The organism is Alcanivorax sp. REN37 (assembly GCF_041102775.1).
GTDB classification, from domain to species: domain Bacteria; phylum Pseudomonadota; class Gammaproteobacteria; order Pseudomonadales; family Alcanivoracaceae; genus Isoalcanivorax; species Isoalcanivorax beigongshangi.
The window spans coordinates 2227843-2243768 of sequence record NZ_JBGCUO010000001.1; the positions used below are offsets into that span (position 1 = coordinate 2227843).

Here is a 15926-nt window from a genome sequence, read left to right on the forward strand (position 1 = left end):
GACCGGGCCAACCTCACGCGGCGCGCCGGCGGCGCTGCAGTCCGGTGATGGCCCCCAGCACGCAGCCACTGAGCAGTCCGGCCAGGTGTGCTTCGTTGGCCACCACGTCGGCAAAACCGACATAACAGATCACCAACCATGCCAGCATGAACAGCACGATCTCGCGACGCAGGCCGTAACCGGCACCGGGATTGACGCGGCCATAGATCCACAGATAGCCGAGCAGGCCGTACACCACCCCCGACAAACCACCGAACATCGGGCCGCTGGCGAGGAACTGCGCTAGGTTCGATACCGCCGCTGTCACCAGCGTTACCCACAACAGTTGCACACTGGACTGGAAGCGCTCGATGGTGCGCCCCAGATCGCTCCACCACAGCAAGTTGAACAACAGGTGCAGCAGCGAGAAATGCATCAACATCGGTGAGAACAGACGCCACGGCTGCGCCTGCAAGCCCTCCAGTGACGGTGCAAATAGCAGCGTTCGGTAAACACTGAAGCCCGCCACTTCGAGGCCGTAGATCACCGCACAGGCCACCAGCACGGCACGCGTCAGCGGCCCCATCGACGCCCACCAGGCACTGCCGAGCAGCGGCGGCATGTTGGCGCTGCGCGGCTGGCGCGGCATCACTTCACCGCTTTGCCAGGCTTGATCCTGTAACCGCGCATCGGACGGATTACGCACCAACTCCGACAGCAGCTGTCGCGCGGCGTCGTAATGGGCGGCATCTTCCAGCAGCAGCACAAACTGCTGTTCGCGGGCCCGCACCTGGGTGCCATAGCCGGCCCGGCCCAGGGCGCGGGAGAACACCTCTGCCACGGCGGCATCAGGGAAGCTGGCCAATTCAATCATCAGTGGACTCCGGGTCGGTCAGTCGGGACAGCGCGGCACTGCGGGCCGCCGGTGACAGGGTGGCAAGTTGGTCGACGCCGGTCCAGAAGCAAGACCAGCGACCGCCACATTGCAGCAGCAACCGGTCAAACGCCGGCACCCATTGAGTGTAGTCCTGCAGCGAGGCCAATTGGGCATTGTTAAGGGGGCCGGCAAACCAGCGCTGCCAAGCGGCCAGCGCTGGCTGCTGCGGTAGCGCTTCCGCATAGCGCTGGCGCAGTTGTTGCTGAACCGCCCGCTTACCGGCCTCTAACGCTTCTGCATCGGGCTGACTCTGGTACAGCGTCTGCAACGTTTGGCGCGCGTGTGCCACCCACTCCAGCACCTGCGTCCGCGCCGCCTCCGCGCCGGGCAGTGGCGCTACGCCAACACCCTGTCGCGCACTGAAACGGCGCGCGCCTTCGCGGCCCACTGCCGTGGCGAGGGACTCATTGAAAGCGGTGTCGCCGGGCACATACAGGCGCCGGTGAGTGAGTTCATGGAACAGCAGTTGCGCGCGATCCCAGCTGTTACCAGCCAGCATCGGCGTGGTCACCGGGTCGTCGAACCAACCCAAGGTGGAATAGGCGATGGCGCCGCCGCCGTACACTTCCAGTCCTTGCGCCTGCCAACGGGCGGCACTGCGTTCGGCACGGGCAGGATCGAAGAACCCGCGATAGCTGGCACAACCAATGAGCGGGTAGCACCACTGTACCGGTGCCAATTGATCGGCCGGTGCCGCCACCAGATTCCACACTACCCATGGGCGCTGCAGCGGCACGTAATGACGATAGGCATCACCCACCGGCAGCCCCATCTCGATGGCGGCGAACTGACGAAGGGCGGCGACCTCTGCCAGTGCCGCCGCCACCTCCGGCGGCTGCTCTAGGCGCGCCTGTTCCAGCGGCACCCGAGCGCGCATCAGCGCCAAGTGGCCGCCAGCCAAGTGCGGGTAATAGCCCAGCGACTGGCAGCCGACCAACCACAGCGGCAGCACCAGCAGCAACGCGCGCATCAGGCGCGGGAGATGAAACGCCGCTCGGCAGTATTCACTTTTACCCGCTCGCCGGTCTCGATGTACTCCGGCACCTGAATCACCAGACCGGTGGACAGCGTGGCCGGCTTGGTGCGGGCACTGGCCGACGCGGCTTTCATCGCCGGCACGGTGTCGGTGATCAGCAACTCCACCGACGCCGGCAACTCCAGCCCCACCACCTGCTCCTCGACACACAGTACCTGCAGGCCTTGGCTGTCTTCGGTGATGAAGTCCAGTTCGTCTTCGATGTCATCGCGTTTGAGTGGGTACTGGGTGTAATCGGCGGCATCCATGAACACATATTCGTCGCCGTCCACATAGGACAGCTGCACGGTGCGGCGGCTGAGCGCCACGGTGTCGACGTCGTCATCGCCCTTATAGCGTTCTTCGAGTTTGTGGCCGCCGCCGACGGCAGTGGCGCGCACCCGGTAGAGCGTGGCAGCACCGCGTGCAGACGGCGTCTGCACGTCGATCTGGCGGATCACATAGAGGGCGCCGTTGGCGCGCAGGACGTCGGAGCGTTTCAGATCACTGGCTTTGGTCATGGGAGCTTCCGGAGGCAGGATTCAGGACCGCCACCGCATTCGGCAGCGGAGCCGGAATGCTAACCGGCCCGCCCCCCTTTCGTCAGCCCTGCCAGCACAGCGGCGTGGGCGTGTTCGGCCAAGCGCTCGCCCGGCGCCAACGGCGCCAAGAACTGCACCTGCACCCGCAGCTGGTCACGCAGCAACAGCCGCCATAGATGGTGGTGAAAGCTGTCGGTGCCGATGAACGCCGCGGCGGTGTCGAGTTCGCCGTCTTCGTTGAGATAGCGCAGCGCCACCGGTTGCACCGGTGCCGGCGCCAACACTGCCGCTTCAAACAGCGGCCGGTGGAACCGACGCAGCTGACGGCCATCAGTGGTGGTGCCCTCCGGGAACAGCAACACGCTGCGGCCTTTTTGCAGCGCGACGGCAATATCCACTGCTTTGCGCCCGGACTCACCGCTGCCGCGTTTGATGAACAAGGTGCCACCGGCTTGCGCCAGCCAGCCGATCAGCGGCCAGTCGCGCACTTCTGCCTTGGACAGGAAATAGGCGGGCATCAGGCTCGCCAGCACCGGGATGTCCACCCAGGACACGTGGTTGCACACCACCAGCGCTGCGCCTTGCGGCGGCGTACCAGAGACCTCCACGCGCACCGATAACAGCGTCACCAGTTGCGTCAGCCAGCGCTGCACCCGGCGACGAACCGCCGGCCGGTGCGGGTGCCAGAAGGCGCCGCAGCAGAGCGCCACCCACAGCCCCCAGAAGATATGCGTCAACACCCGCAGCACCCGCCACAGGCGCCGCAGTTGCGGCCAAGCACCGCGCACCGGTGCCGCGACCGGTGTGGCAGCCGGAGTCATATTGCCCTCGACAGCCGCTCACCGCGACCGCTACGCGGTTGGGTGAAGTGTTGCAGGTACCGCGCCGGTAGCCGCTCCAGCGGCATCAGCACGAGGAAGTCGAGGCAGTTGAACTCGGCATCCCAGCACGGCTCGCCGCAGATGTCCGCGCCCAGCCGCAAGTAGGCTTTCAGCAGCGGTGGCATGCGCGTGGAGCCGCCGGCACGCAGCATGCCGGCCGGTACCGGCACCCGCGGCATCACCCGCAGGCTGTCCTCAGACAAATGTTTGTCGCGCACGGTGTCGCAGATGGCTTGGCAGTCGTAGTCATCGCCGAGCGCCAGACTGGCGCAGCCGATCAGGTAGTCGATGCCTTCTTCCAGGGCAAACTGCACGATCTTCGCCCACAGCAGCGAGATCGCTGCGCCGCTGCGGTAGTCCTTATGAATGCAGGTGCGCCCCACTTCCGCCACCCGGCCCGGCAGGCGCGCCAGGTTGCCGAGATCAAATTCGCCGGCCGAGTAAAAGCCGCCGGTCTTAGCGATGCGTTCTTGGGTGAGGATGCGGGTATAGCCCACCAGCTCGCCGGTGTCGTTGTCGCGTACCAGCAAGTGCAGGCAATGCTTATCGAAGCGGTCACGGTCGAGACCAAAGGGTGCTTTGATCTGGGCGCCGTATTCGTCGCTGAAAATGCGGAATCGCAGTCGTTGGGCGCGCAGGATATCGCGGCGCGACTGGGTGAAGTAAACGGTGAAACGGTCGCCGTCTTCGGCCGCCGGGCCTTGCAGGCGGAACGGGCTGACCGGACTCAGGAACGGGCGGCTCAGCACCTGTTTGAGCTGGGGCGTGAAGCCTTTGAGCTTGGTGGCCGTCTGCGCGATCATCACTGCACTCCCTATTGAGGTCGAGGGCAGTGTCGCAATCGAGACTGTCATTCCAGTGACAGCTTTGTGACTGTTTGGAGACAGCCATGGCGCAAGTACGCTATCCCCTGCCCACCAAACTCAGCGCCGGCGCCGTGTGTTACTGGTGCCCCGAGTGCCCCGCCGTGACCGCCAGCCCCACCTGCAACCATCCGCAGCAGCAGCGCTACCAAGCCCCACGCCAGCAAATCGTCATCTTTTGCGGCTGCGGCCGCACTACCACGCCACCCTATTGTGACGGCCGCAGCCATCAGCAGTTGGCGTGAACGGTGGGGATGGCAATCAGAGCCAGCGGCGTGTGTGGATTGGCACTCTCGTCAAAACGGTATTGGCAAAACTGGAAGTGACAATTGCGGCGACGTAGGTAACAGCAGCAGAGCTTTGATGGTGGGCGGTGGAGCGAGAGTCAGAAAAGAAGGTGTGGGCCCTGCGCGATTCCCAAATGAGCTGTGGGCTGTGGGCTGTGAGCTGTGAACCAAACCGCGGGTCTTAACCTGAGCCCTGAGCCCTGAACCCTGAACCCTGAGCACGAAATCTTGCGTAGTCGGTCCAGAGCTGTGAGTTGCACGACCTGAAACCTGCCCCCAACTCTTGAGCGTCAACAGTGAGCGTTGAAGCACGATAAGTGGACGGTAAGAAACGGCCATATGCCTGTGAGGACAATGCTGCGTCATGCACTGCCCCCCCATCGCACCGCTTTACCTGATACCGAGCAGCGGGTTAGGCGCCCCACCACGGCACCCCACTCCCACTTTTTCCTTTCACAGCACCTCGGCGGTCTTGCCTAGCTCTCAAGCGCACCCAACTCAGCGCCTAGCGGCGGCCGCAACGCCATAAAAAAGCCGGCTCATAGCGCCGGCTTTTTCCCTCCACCACAGCGGTATCTCAACCGGTGTTACGCATCCCTGCCGCGATGCCGGTGATGGTCACCATCAGCGCGCTTTCCAACTCGCCTGGCGCTTCCGGTTGCTCGCGCAGCCGCCCCATCAGTTCCGCTTGCAGCAGGTGCAGCGGATCGGTGTAGGGGTTGCGCACCTGGATCGACCATTGCATCACCGCGTTATTGGCGAGCAGATCGTCGCGCCCGGTGACCTGTTGCAACGCGGCGATGGTCTGCGCCAGCCGGCCACGCAGGGCGGTGCCCAGCTCGATCAGCGCCGGATCACGGGTAAGCCGCTGCTCGTAATACTGCGCCACTACTGGATCGGCCTTCGCCAGCACCATCTCCAGCATGTCCAACAGCGCTTGGAAGAATGGCCACTGCTCGCGCATGTCCTGCAATACCGGGCTGCGCTCGGCGTCGGCCAGGCTTTCGCTGAGCGCCACGCCGGTGCCGAGCCATGCCGGCAGCATCAACCGCATCTGTGTCCAGGCAAACACCCAAGGAATCGCGCGCAAAGTACTGATACCACCGCCGCTGGCACGCCGCGCCGGACGGCTGCCCAACGCCAGACGGGTGAGCTCCTGCTCTGGAGTCACGGTGCGCAAATAAGTGACCAGCTCTGGGGTATCACGCACCACCTCGCGGTAGGCGGTCAGCGCGGTGCCGGTCAGGCGGCGCATTTCCTCACGCCACGCTGGCTGCGGCGCCGGTGGCGGCAGCAGCGTGGCTTCCAAGGTTGCCACTACGTACTGCTCCAGGTTCTGGATCGCCACCTGTGGTAGCCCGTACTTGAAGCGAATCACCTCGCCCTGCTCGGTGACACGGATGCGGCCATTGATCGAACCCGGCGGCTGCGACAACAGCGCCATCCGTGTGGGCGAACCGCCACGACTGGCGGAACCGCCGCGGCCGTGGAACAGCGTCAGCGGTACCCCATGTTCCGCAAACAGCGCCGCCAGTTGCTCTTGCGCCCGGTACTGGGCCCAAGCCGCGGCCAAGAAGCCGGCGTCTTTGGCGGAGTCGGAATAGCCGATCATCACTTCCTGGCCGGCGGCCACCTGGCGCCGGTACCAGGGAATTTCAAGCAGCGCGCGCATGGTGGACGGGCCCTGCTCCAAGTCATCGAGGGTTTCGAACAGCGGTACCACGCGCATGAATTGCGCCACCCCGGCTTCCCGTTGCAGCAGCATCACCGCCAACACATCCGACGGCGCGGTGGCCATGGAGATCACATAGGCGCCCAAGGTTTGCGGCGCTTCGCTGGCGATGACCGCGCAGGTATCCAGCACTTCCGCCACTTCCGGGGTACACAGCGGACTGGCGCGGAAGCGCTGATCCACCAGCGGCCGGTGGCCGGACAATTCGCTGACCAGGAAACGCTGGCGCTCCGCTTCGTTCCATTCGGCGTAGCTGCCCAATTCGAGGTAACGGGTGATGGCGTCCAGCGCCGCCGCATGGCGACCGGATTCTTGACGCACATCCAAGCGCAGCAGCGAAATGCCGAAGCACGCCAGCCGCCGCAACGTATCGCGCAGGGCGCCGTCCGCCAGCCGGCTCATGCCGCATTCACGCAACGAGCGTTCCACCAGTAACAGCGGCTGCCGTAGATCGTCGGCGCACTGGATGATGTCACCGGGCGGCGGCTCGCGCCCTTCCAGCAGTGCCTCAATATGGCGGCGGGTGAGCCGCAAGCGATCGCGCACCTCGCGCAGCACCACTCGGTACGGCTCGTGGCTGGGGCCGGTGACTGCCAGCAGCTCATCACTGGCTTTGTGCATGGCGAAGTCCGCCAGCAATTCTTCGATGTCGCGCTGGTACAGATCCGCCGCCATCCAACGCGCCAGGCGCAACACTTCGCGGGTCACCGCGGCGGTGACGTTGGGGTTGCCGTCACGGTCACCGCCCATCCACGAGGCAAAGCGGATCGGCATCGCGGTAATATCCAGCGCACCGCCCAGCAGGCGCTCGGCCACCGCATCCACTTCCCGCAAGAACGCCGGCACCGCTTGCCACAGCGACTGCTCCAGCGTCACGAAGCCCCATTTGGCTTCGTCCACCGGCGTCGGCCGCTGGCGGCGAATCTCATCGGTGCACCAGGCCGACAGGATGCGGTTCTCCAGCGCTTGGCGCCGCTGACGCCGCTCTTCATCACTGAGGTCGGTGCGATCCAGCGCCGCCAGCTGCTTGGCCATGCGGTCGTATTTGCGAATCAGTGTTCGCCGCGACACTTCAGTGGGATGGGCAGTGAGCACCAGCTCGATCGACAGCTGCTGCAGGGTGTCACGCACCGTGGCCACATCGAGGCCGCTATCCAGCAAGCGCTGCACCAGCTCGCCCAGCGGCCGCGCGCCACCGGCGTCCGCTTCATAGTCCTGGTGCTGGCGCCGCAGCCGCACCCGGTGCTGCTGCTCGGCCAAGTTGGCGAGGTTAAGGAACTGACTGAAGGCACGCGCCACCACACCCAGCTGGCGATCATCCAGCGCCGCCAACAGCGGCTTCAGACGGCCAATGTCGACGTTACCCGCAGCGCGCGCTTTCACCGCCGCCTGACGGATACGCTCGACCCGCTCAAATACCGCTTCGCCTTCTTGGTCCTTCAGCGTTCGGCCGAGCATGTCACCCAGCAGACGCACATTGTCCCGCAGCGGGGCATGGAGATTTTCGGTCACAGACTGCTCCTGATGTGAACCTGGCGGGCGACCAGCTCTGCCCGCGCGAACCGAAACACCTTAGCAAAGCACCGTCACCGGCACATTACGCGCGACGGGTCTTTTATCTGTACAAATGTTACCGCACCATAGGCGGTCGACTGATAAGTGGGATGGCCATGCTGAAACCCGTCACCCTGACCTCCGAGCGCGGTCTGAGCGTGTTGCTGTTTGCAGCGCGATTGATTTTCGCGGTGCTGGCAAGTTTTTACTTCCATGCGGAATCGTCAAACGAGTTCAACCTGCACACCTTTGTGTTCGTCACCGCGCTGGTGGTGTACCTGCTGCTGCAATTGACGTTGCTGCTGCGGCCGCTGCCTGGCGGCTTGGTGCTGTCGTTGGGGCTCGACCTGATCACCGCCTGCGCGCTGCTGTGGTTTGATCCCACTGAACCGCCGCCAGTGATCGCGGTGATGTTTGCCCTGCCGATGCTAGCCAGTGTGCTGCTACCGCCGCTGCGGGCGATCCTGATCCTCGGCATTACCGTGATACTGGTGGGCACGATCTTGGTGCTGCGCGGCGAACCGGGTGGCTCGCTGACGCCGGCGACGCTGTTCCTGTCATTCACCATGCTCGCCTGTGCCGCGTCCCACAGTCTGCTGCTGCTGCGCAATCACGTCATCAGCCAACACAACGAGGCGGCGCTGTGGCAAGACCCGGACACCGGTCTGCTGAGCCGGCCAGCGCTGTCCCACACCGGCGGCTGGCTACTGCCGCTGCATGAGCGCCTGTCGAGCCCGCTGACGGCAGTGCTGCTGCGCCCACAAACCAGTGCTGACCTGGCGCTGCTGGCACAGAGCGTGTCCGGCCGCTTGCGTCGCAGCGACATCGGTGCCCGCGCTGATGCCGACAGCCTGGTGATCTTGCTGCCGGACACGCCGCGCGCCCAAGCCGAAATCGTGCTTGCCGCGCTGCGCGACATCGCTCCTGCGTTCACGGCAGTGATGGCGGACGTACCCCGGGAAACCAGTCTTGATTTGGTGATCGACCACCTGCTGGTGACGCTGTCGCGTTCACCCAGCGGGCAGGACATCCCGCTGCTGCACGCGCCGGCGCTGCGCGTGTGAGGCACTGCCGGGCCGCTCGGCCCGGCTCAATCGCGCTGCCACAGCCGCGCCAACCACAGCAGCAGTTGATCGCTGTCGGTGAGCGGCGCGCGAAAGCCTAGATGCCCGTCCGGGCGCATCAACCACAACTGTCCCTGCTCACCGTACTGGCGCAACCAGTGACCGTGCGTGTCTTGCCAGCACTGCACATCGGACGTGGTGAGATCATTGAGCGCTGCCGGCCAGCGGCCGCTTACCACGCAATGCAGTCGCAACTGGGCGCTGGCGCTTTCCACCAACCGGCTCACCAGTGCGTAAAGCGTGAGGAAATCAGGATGGTCCGGTTGCTGCGGCAACTGAATCACCAAATGCCAACGCGGATCCAATAACCAGCGATGCAGCGCGTCCTCGCCGCTATGGCGAGCGCGTACCAGCAGCGCATCCGGCATCCGGTCGCCCGGTTTCGGGCCGGGCCGCTGGTTGCCGCGGCCGCTGACTTGCGGCGACTGGCGGTAATGCACATCCAGCTGGCTGGCGCGGCGCAACAGCCGCCGTGCCAACGCTGGCTGCCGCGACAACCAGCGCAGCGTCAGCTCGCGCCCCTGCCGTACCCAGGCTGCACGGGAAAACGAGCCGCGTGACAGCAGGTCCACCTGCTGCAGCATCTGCGCCGCCACCGGCCGCCGCTCCTGTTCGTAACTGTCCAGCAAACGGCCGCCGCCCCAACCTTGCAGGTAGTGACCAAGCTTCCAGGCCAAGTTGAACGCATCGGCAATGCCAGTGTTCATGCCCTGAGCACCGAGCGGACTTTGGATGTGGCAGGCATCACCGGCGAGGAACACCCGGTTAAGGCGGTAACGCCCGGCCAAGCGGCGGTGAATCGAAAAGCGGCTGACCCAATGCACTGCGTCGATTCGCGCCGCCGGCATATAGCGCTCTAGGCGCTGCTGGATCGGCATCGCGTCGGTCACTGGCGACAGGTCTTCGTCATCGGCGAGATTAATGATCAGCCGCCAGCGATCCGGCATCGGGATGGCAATCAACGCGCCCTCGGCGCGTAGAAACCCATGGGTGCAGCTCGGCGACAGCGGCCAATCCAGCGCCACATCGGCCAGCAGAAAATGGTCGGCATAGCGCACGCCGTCAAAACTGATGCCAGCCTGCTGGCGCACTTGCGAGCCGGCGCCGTCACAGCCCACCAGCACACTGGCCAGGCAGCGGCGCTCGCCATTCTCGTCGCGCAGTAACGCCACCACATGGTCCGCCTGTTGCTGGAAGCCCGTCAGTTCGACACCGCGTTCCAACACCCCGCCGAGGGCCAGAAACCGCTCGGCGAGCAGTTCTTCCACGGTCGCCTGCGGGCAACTGAGCACCTGCGGATAGGGCGCATCCAGCGCATCTAGATCAAGCCGGAACAGATGGCCGCGCTCGCCGTACACATTCACCGCCTGCAGACCCAGGCTGCGCTCACGCACCGCATCGAGTACCCCCAGCGCCGCTAGCAACTCTTGGGTGCGTGCATGCAAGCCCAGCGCCCGCGACCACGGCAGCGGAGCCGGCAGACGCTCAATGATGCGGCAGGCCACGCCCTGCTGGCGCAGACGAATCCCTAGCGTGAGACCAGTGGGGCCTGCACCCACGATCAGCACCTCTGGCACCGGCGCCAAACCCGGCGCCGTGTGCTCATCCTGTTCTGCCTGCCATGGCCAGCGCATGGTGCCTCCTGCTACTGCGCCCAACGGCGCGGGAGCAGGTATCATACGCCAACCCCCACCATCCTCTGGCATCAGTGTCATGGACGCCCCACTGCGCAAGATCATTCACGTCGACTGCGACTGTTTTTACGCCGCTGTGGAGATGCGTGACGACCCGCGCCTGCGTGGCCGGCCGCTGGCGGTGGGTGGCGATCCCCAACGTCGTGGCGTGATCGCCACCTGCAATTACGAAGCGCGCGAGTTCGGCGTGCGCAGCGCCATGGCCTCGGCCCACGCCCTGCGGCTGTGCCCAGAACTGGTGATCCTGCCACCGCAGTTCGACAAATACCGGCGTGTTTCCAGTGCTATTCAAGCGCTGTTCCGCCGCTATACCGCGCTGATCGAACCGCTGTCGCTGGACGAAGCGTTCCTCGATGTCACCGACAGCGAGCAACTGCAGAACAGCGCCACGCGCATTGCCGAAGCCATCCGCCAAAGCGTGCGCCAAGACATCGGCATCACGGTGTCAGCCGGCGTGGCGCCGAACAAATTCCTCGCCAAGATTGCCAGCGACTGGAACAAACCCGATGGCCTAACGGTGATCCGCCCAGACCAGGTGGACGCCTTTGTTGCCGCCCTGCCGGTGAAGAAGCTGCACGGGGTGGGCCGCGTCACCGCCGCAAAATTGGCGGCGCTGGGCATCGACACCTGTGCCGATCTGCGCGGCTACAGCCGGCTGGCGCTGGCGCAGCATTTCGGCAGTTTCGGTGAGCGGCTCTACCATCTGGCCCGCGGCGAAGACGACCGCCCAGTGCAGGCCAACCGGCGCCGCAAATCCGTCAGCGTGGAAGAAACTTACACCCAGGATCTACCCGACCTGCCCGCGTGGCAGGCACAACTGCCGGAGTTGCTGGAACGGCTGCGCACGCGCATGGCGCGGCTGGATGCCGACTACCTGGTGCAGGGGCTGACCGCCAAGGTGCGTTACAGCGACTTCTCGATCGCCACCTGCGACAGCGGTGGTGACAGCCTGGAGCCGACGCAGTTTGCGGCCCTGCTTGACCTGCTGTGGGAACGGCGCGCCGGCCCGGCACGGTTAATCGGTATCGGGGTGCGGCTGCGCGATCTGGCGGCACGCCAGCAGCCAGACCTGTTCGAGGAAGAACGCCTAGCGGCGCTGCGCCAGCAGCGTCAGACGTTGTGAACGGCAGGCACAAAAAAAGCCGGCACAAGGCCGGCTTTTTTCATTGATGTGCCCGGATCAGGCGTGCAGGCAAGCGCTCTCGGCGCTACCGGCGGCGGCCATCCACTCTTCGAAGTGTTCCGGCAGTAGCGACTCCATGATCTCAGTGCCACGCACCCGCACCGGCTCAATCTGGCCACGCAGGTAGTCTTTCAGCACGTTGGCACACTCAACGCAGTGGCTGAATTGCACCTGGCCCGGCTCCTGCTGGGCAGCCTGAACCGCACGATCCAGTTCGTTGAGGTATTTGAGCAGCATGGCGGTGACTCCTACCGTTGGTGTGTCCGATCTGAGAGTGACCCTAACAGTCTCAGATGACATCCATAAGTGGCGCGCCGCGAAAGTTTGTGTCGAGATATTACTGCGTCGGAAACATACGTACCTTGGTACGTCGACGCCACCAAAACGGCCACTGCCATGCAGTGACCGTACGGTGCCAGAGGCGGATTCAGGCGCTGTAGTGCCAGTATCCCGGCTGGGACGACGACACCTCACCCGCCTGCTGTAAATGCCGCAGGATGGCATATAGCTGCCCGGCTTTGAGCAGGAAGTTGCCCTCATTGCCGCGCGCGCCCAGCAGCTGTTCGAGCAGCTGCTCAATCCGCCAATCCCGCTGCTGTATGAACAGCTCACGAGTGCGCCCAAGCCGACCGCGATGGAACGTCAGCAACTGCTCGCAGCGCTCGGCGTAGTTGTCGAAGGGATCACCATGAGCCGGGTAAGCCCAAGCCACAGGCAATGCCGCCAGTCGCGCCACACTGCGCAGGTAATCGCCCAATGCGTCGTGCTCCATGCTGTACCAGATGCTGACATTGGGACGGATCCCGGGCAGCACTTGGTCGCCGGTGATCAAGCGCTGCTGTTGCGGTTGGTGCAGCAACAGGTTGCAGATGGTATGGCCTTCGCCGCCCTCCAGACTCCAGCGCGTGCCATTAATGGTCAGGCTGTCGCCGGGGGCCAGCGTGACCACCTCGCCGGTCATCAGCGGATTGCCGTCACGGAACTTGGCCAACATATGCACCGCCAATTGCTGCTGTGGCGGCTCGGCACCCCAGCCGGCAAAGAAGGCTTTGATCTGCTCCGGCTGCTCGGTGGCGCGTGCCCAGATCCGCTGCATCCAATCCCATTCCGCGGCCGCCAGCAGCACCGGCGCACCGGTCTGCGCCGACAGCCAAGCAGCACTGCCGCTGTGATCAGGATGGGTGTGGGTAAGGAAAATACGGCTGATGCCGCCGCCCAGTTCCGGCGAGGCGAGAAACTGCTGCCATACCGCGCGGGTCGGCTCATCGTGGCGACCGCAGTCGACCACGAACCAGCCATCGCCATCGCGCAGCAAGTAACTGTTAACGTGTTGCGGCGGGAATGACACTGGCAGCCGCAGGCGGCCGAGGTCCGGAGCAAGCATTTCAAACATGGCGCTGTTCACGGCACCGGTAGCCGGTGCCGTGCCTGGTCAGTGTGCGGCCCTCAACGGGGCTGCATGCGGATGCCACCATCTAGGCGGATGGTCTCGCCGTTCAGGAAGCTGTTTTCAACGATGTGGCACACCAGCGCCGCGTATTCCGGCGGATGGCCGAGGCGTTTGGGAAACTGGGTCATTTCGATCAGCGGCATTTTCACCTTGTCCGGCGCCGCGTTCATCAGCGGGGTATTAAAAATGCCCGGCGCGATGGTGTTGCAGCGGATCCCCATCGCGGCCAAGTCACGGGCGATCGGCAACGTCATGCCGACCACGCCGCCTTTGGTGGCGGCATAAGCCACTTGGCCGACCTGGCCGTCGAACGCCGCCACCGACGCGGTGTTGATGATCACGCCGCGCTCGTTGTCCTGGTTCGGCTCGTTGTCGGCCATCGCCGCCGCCGCCAGACGCAGCACATTGAAGGTGCCGATCAGATTGATCTTCACCACCGTTTCAAACACGCCCAAGTCGTGGGGCACATTGTCACGGCCGACGGTGCGCATGGCGGAGCCGACGCCGGCACAGTTAACGCAGATATGGATGGCGCCGAAGCGCTCACGGGTGGCCGCAATTGCCGCCGCCACTGACTCGGCACTAGTCACATCACAGCTGACGAACGCGCCCTGGTCGCCCAGTTCTGCGGCGGCTTGGCCACCGCGCTCTGCATCACGGTCTAGAATCATCACCCGCGCACCACGCGCCACCAGCGCGTCGGCGGTGGCACGCCCGAGACCCGATGCGCCGCCGGTGATGACGGTCACTTTATTGTTCAAATCCATGTTGGCTCCTGGAGGCTTGGCTAACACGCAGAGGCGCTCAAGCGCCGCTGACTGACAAGTCGTGCACTGGAGTATAGCCAGCCCCCGGGAGCACGCCATTACCGAACCGCTCAATTTCGATTGGCCGCCGGGCGGCTTGGTCAAGGCGACATCGCCGCCTGACACCATGACTCCAGCACCGCTATACTCTGGCGCTGTGATGCCGGTCACGGTGACCGGATGCTTCCATCATCCAACGCCCGCTGGGGGAGACACCTGGATGTTCGAGTTGATCAGCGCGGCCATGCGCAGAAAAAAAACGCCCACCCATGGCCTGTTCGATACCGTCAGCATGGACTTCCGAGTCGGCATGTTTGATCTGGATATCAACCTGCATCTGAACAACGCCAAGTACCTTAAGTTTATGGACCGTTGCCGGCTTGAACATGCGGTGTCCACCGGCCTGCTCAACGAGATGATCAAGGCCCGCTGCAATGCCGTGGTGGCCAACACCGAGGTCGCCTACGTGCGCGAGCTGCGTCCTTACCAGCAGTTCACGGTGCGCACCCGCATCATGGGCTGGGACGACAAGTACGTGTATTACGATCAGCGCTTCGAGTCACAAGGCAAACTGCACACCCACGCCATGCTGCGCTTGGTGAACATGTACGGCGGCAAGGCCATCAGCCCGCAGGCGGTGCAGGAAATGACCGGGCTGAACCAAAGCTCGCCGGCGTTGCCGGAGTATGTGGAACAGTGGAAGCGCCTGCTGCAAACCAAACGCCGTTATGCGGAAAGTGACCAGGAGCTGCCCGCTGATTTCTGATTGACGCTTGCGGGCCGCACCGGCGGCCCGCGCTAGGATTCCCACCGGCAACAGGATGTCGCCATGCGTACCGTCGTACTGCTCTCTGTTCTTTCTTGCTCAGCCCTGCTCGGCGCCTGCACCCACGATCCCACCGACCCATTGCCCGTTTCCAGTCAGCGCGTCGCCGCAGTGGAGCACCTGTTCCCATCACTGCAACAACTGCATCGCGATGTGCGCACCGGCGAAACGGTGCTGCAAATCCATCCCTCGGACATGCAGGCGCCGGACTTGCAGGGCCGCATGGATGCCGCTGCACAAATTCTCGGCAGCCCGGTGCGTTTGCAGGTACTCAACGGCCCAACCCGCTAGAGAGTCAGGGGGGGCTTTGGTACCCTTGCGGCCATGGCCGACCATCCCCCCTCCTCTTCCGTGACCCGTGTACGCACGCCTTGCATTGGCGTGTGTTCGACCGTATTCGGCGACAGTGTCTGCCGTGGCTGCAAACGCTTTGCCCATGAAGTGGTGAACTGGAACGCCTATAGCGACGACGAAAAGGACATTGTCTGGCGCCGCCTGAACAGCCTGCTAAAACTGGTTGTCAGCAATTACTTCAAAGTGCTCGACTCAAGCCTGCTGCGCCAAGGCATGGACTACCAAAACTTGCGGTTCCAATCAGAGCTGTCGCCAGAAGGCTGGGTGCCGGACTTGCTAAAAGCCGCTGGGCGCCAAGCCATCCGCTATCAGGACTTCGGCTTGCAGCCGCTGTTCGATCCGGCCTCGCACAGCCCGCGCGAACTGTATGACCGTATCAGCCATGAACTGTACGAGTTGTCGCGCGCCCACCTTGACCGTGCCCGCCAAGCCCAGCGGATTCCGCTGCTGGTGGAAGCGGTGGCACGCGAATTGGACACGCCCTCCTAGAATTGTCAGACAGCTTTCGCCCCTTTGCGCCCAAAGGCTGACTTCAATTTTTATCCATTAATTATCAAATACTTAGGTTAATTACTGACTAAAACTCACCGGTCAGCGGTGCAAAATGTCAATCCCCTGTGCTTGCGAATGCGATCTGGCGCTGGATTTCAGCCGCCGCAACGATACCATCGAGCAATGTCACAATAATTAGAGGAACAC

Annotated in this window: 16 protein-coding genes; 6 read left to right on the forward strand and 10 right to left on the reverse strand. The window is 64.0% G+C overall.

The features are described from left to right. Positions 1–13 precede the first annotated feature (13 nt). The 5 genes from AB5I84_RS10135 to AB5I84_RS10155 are packed head-to-tail and all read right to left on the reverse strand — an operon-like array spanning position 14 to position 4157. Entirely contained in the window at positions 14–853 is an 840-nt protein-coding gene (locus tag AB5I84_RS10135; RefSeq protein WP_369455739.1) for a rhomboid family intramembrane serine protease, read from the reverse strand. Next, positions 846–1886: an aminopeptidase gene (locus AB5I84_RS10140; protein WP_369455740.1), complete on the reverse strand. Its 1041-nt coding sequence runs from the start codon at positions 1884–1886 to the stop codon at positions 846–848. Before AB5I84_RS10140 ends, AB5I84_RS10135 begins: the two co-directional genes overlap by 8 nt. Then, positions 1886–2452 carry an elongation factor P-like protein EfpL gene (efpL, locus tag AB5I84_RS10145; RefSeq protein ID WP_369455741.1) on the reverse strand — a complete coding sequence of 189 codons (567 nt, stop codon included), beginning with the start codon at positions 2450–2452 and terminating at the stop codon, positions 1886–1888. The genes AB5I84_RS10140 and efpL overlap by 1 nt, the downstream gene beginning before the upstream one ends. Before the next feature lie 59 nt (positions 2453–2511). Then, a complete protein-coding gene (locus AB5I84_RS10150; protein ID WP_369455742.1) occupies positions 2512–3294 on the reverse strand; it encodes a lysophospholipid acyltransferase family protein in 783 nt (260 codons plus the stop codon). After that, positions 3291–4157 (reverse strand): GNAT family N-acetyltransferase, encoded by an 867-nt coding sequence (locus AB5I84_RS10155; RefSeq protein WP_369455743.1) that lies wholly within the window; start codon positions 4155–4157, stop codon positions 3291–3293. The genes AB5I84_RS10150 and AB5I84_RS10155 overlap by 4 nt, the downstream gene beginning before the upstream one ends. 86 nt (positions 4158–4243) lie before the next feature. On the opposite strand from AB5I84_RS10155, the gene AB5I84_RS10160 reads away from it, so the two are divergent. Then, positions 4244–4462 (forward strand): CDGSH iron-sulfur domain-containing protein, encoded by a 219-nt coding sequence (locus AB5I84_RS10160; protein ID WP_369455744.1) that lies wholly within the window; start codon positions 4244–4246, stop codon positions 4460–4462. A 619-nt stretch (positions 4463–5081) separates the two neighbouring features. On the opposite strand, the gene ppc is transcribed toward AB5I84_RS10160, so the two are convergent. After that, a complete protein-coding gene (gene ppc, locus AB5I84_RS10165) occupies positions 5082–7748 on the reverse strand; it encodes a phosphoenolpyruvate carboxylase (protein ID WP_369455745.1) in 2667 nt (888 codons plus the stop codon). Positions 7749–7906: 158 nt separating this feature from the next. Between ppc and AB5I84_RS10170 the strand changes: the two genes are divergently transcribed. After that, on the forward strand, positions 7907–8854 hold the full coding sequence (locus tag AB5I84_RS10170) for a hypothetical protein (RefSeq protein WP_369455746.1): 948 nt from the start codon (positions 7907–7909) through the stop codon (positions 8852–8854). A gap of 26 nt (positions 8855–8880) precedes the next feature. On the opposite strand, the gene AB5I84_RS10175 is transcribed toward AB5I84_RS10170, so the two are convergent. Further along, positions 8881–10548: an FAD-dependent monooxygenase gene (locus AB5I84_RS10175; RefSeq protein WP_369455747.1), complete on the reverse strand. Its 1668-nt coding sequence runs from the start codon at positions 10546–10548 to the stop codon at positions 8881–8883. Between the two features lie 79 nt (positions 10549–10627). Between AB5I84_RS10175 and dinB the strand changes: the two genes are divergently transcribed. Further along, positions 10628–11731: a DNA polymerase IV gene (dinB, locus tag AB5I84_RS10180; protein WP_369455748.1), complete on the forward strand. Its 1104-nt coding sequence runs from the start codon at positions 10628–10630 to the stop codon at positions 11729–11731. A gap of 57 nt (positions 11732–11788) precedes the next feature. Here dinB and AB5I84_RS10185 read toward each other — a convergent pair whose 3' ends face one another. The 3 genes from AB5I84_RS10185 to AB5I84_RS10195 all read right to left on the reverse strand — a co-directional run bounded on the left by AB5I84_RS10185 (position 11789) and on the right by AB5I84_RS10195 (position 14008). Further along, positions 11789–12028 (reverse strand): hypothetical protein, encoded by a 240-nt coding sequence (locus AB5I84_RS10185; protein ID WP_369455749.1) that lies wholly within the window; start codon positions 12026–12028, stop codon positions 11789–11791. A 190-nt stretch (positions 12029–12218) separates the two neighbouring features. Then, positions 12219–13184: an MBL fold metallo-hydrolase gene (locus AB5I84_RS10190; RefSeq protein ID WP_369455750.1), complete on the reverse strand. Its 966-nt coding sequence runs from the start codon at positions 13182–13184 to the stop codon at positions 12219–12221. Between the two features lie 53 nt (positions 13185–13237). Continuing rightward, entirely contained in the window at positions 13238–14008 is a 771-nt protein-coding gene (locus tag AB5I84_RS10195) for a 3-hydroxyacyl-CoA dehydrogenase (protein ID WP_369455751.1), read from the reverse strand. Positions 14009–14267: 259 nt separating this feature from the next. Between AB5I84_RS10195 and AB5I84_RS10200 the strand changes: the two genes are divergently transcribed. The 3 genes from AB5I84_RS10200 to AB5I84_RS10210 all read left to right on the forward strand — a co-directional run bounded on the left by AB5I84_RS10200 (position 14268) and on the right by AB5I84_RS10210 (position 15716). Next, positions 14268–14813 carry an acyl-CoA thioesterase gene (locus tag AB5I84_RS10200; protein ID WP_369455752.1) on the forward strand — a complete coding sequence of 182 codons (546 nt, stop codon included), beginning with the start codon at positions 14268–14270 and terminating at the stop codon, positions 14811–14813. A 63-nt stretch (positions 14814–14876) separates the two neighbouring features. After that, positions 14877–15164, forward strand: a complete 288-nt coding sequence (locus AB5I84_RS10205; RefSeq protein WP_369455753.1) for a hypothetical protein — start codon at positions 14877–14879, stop codon at positions 15162–15164. Positions 15165–15197: 33 nt separating this feature from the next. Further along, positions 15198–15716, forward strand: a complete 519-nt coding sequence (locus AB5I84_RS10210; RefSeq protein WP_369455754.1) for a DUF1289 domain-containing protein — start codon at positions 15198–15200, stop codon at positions 15714–15716. Positions 15717–15926 lie beyond the last annotated feature (210 nt).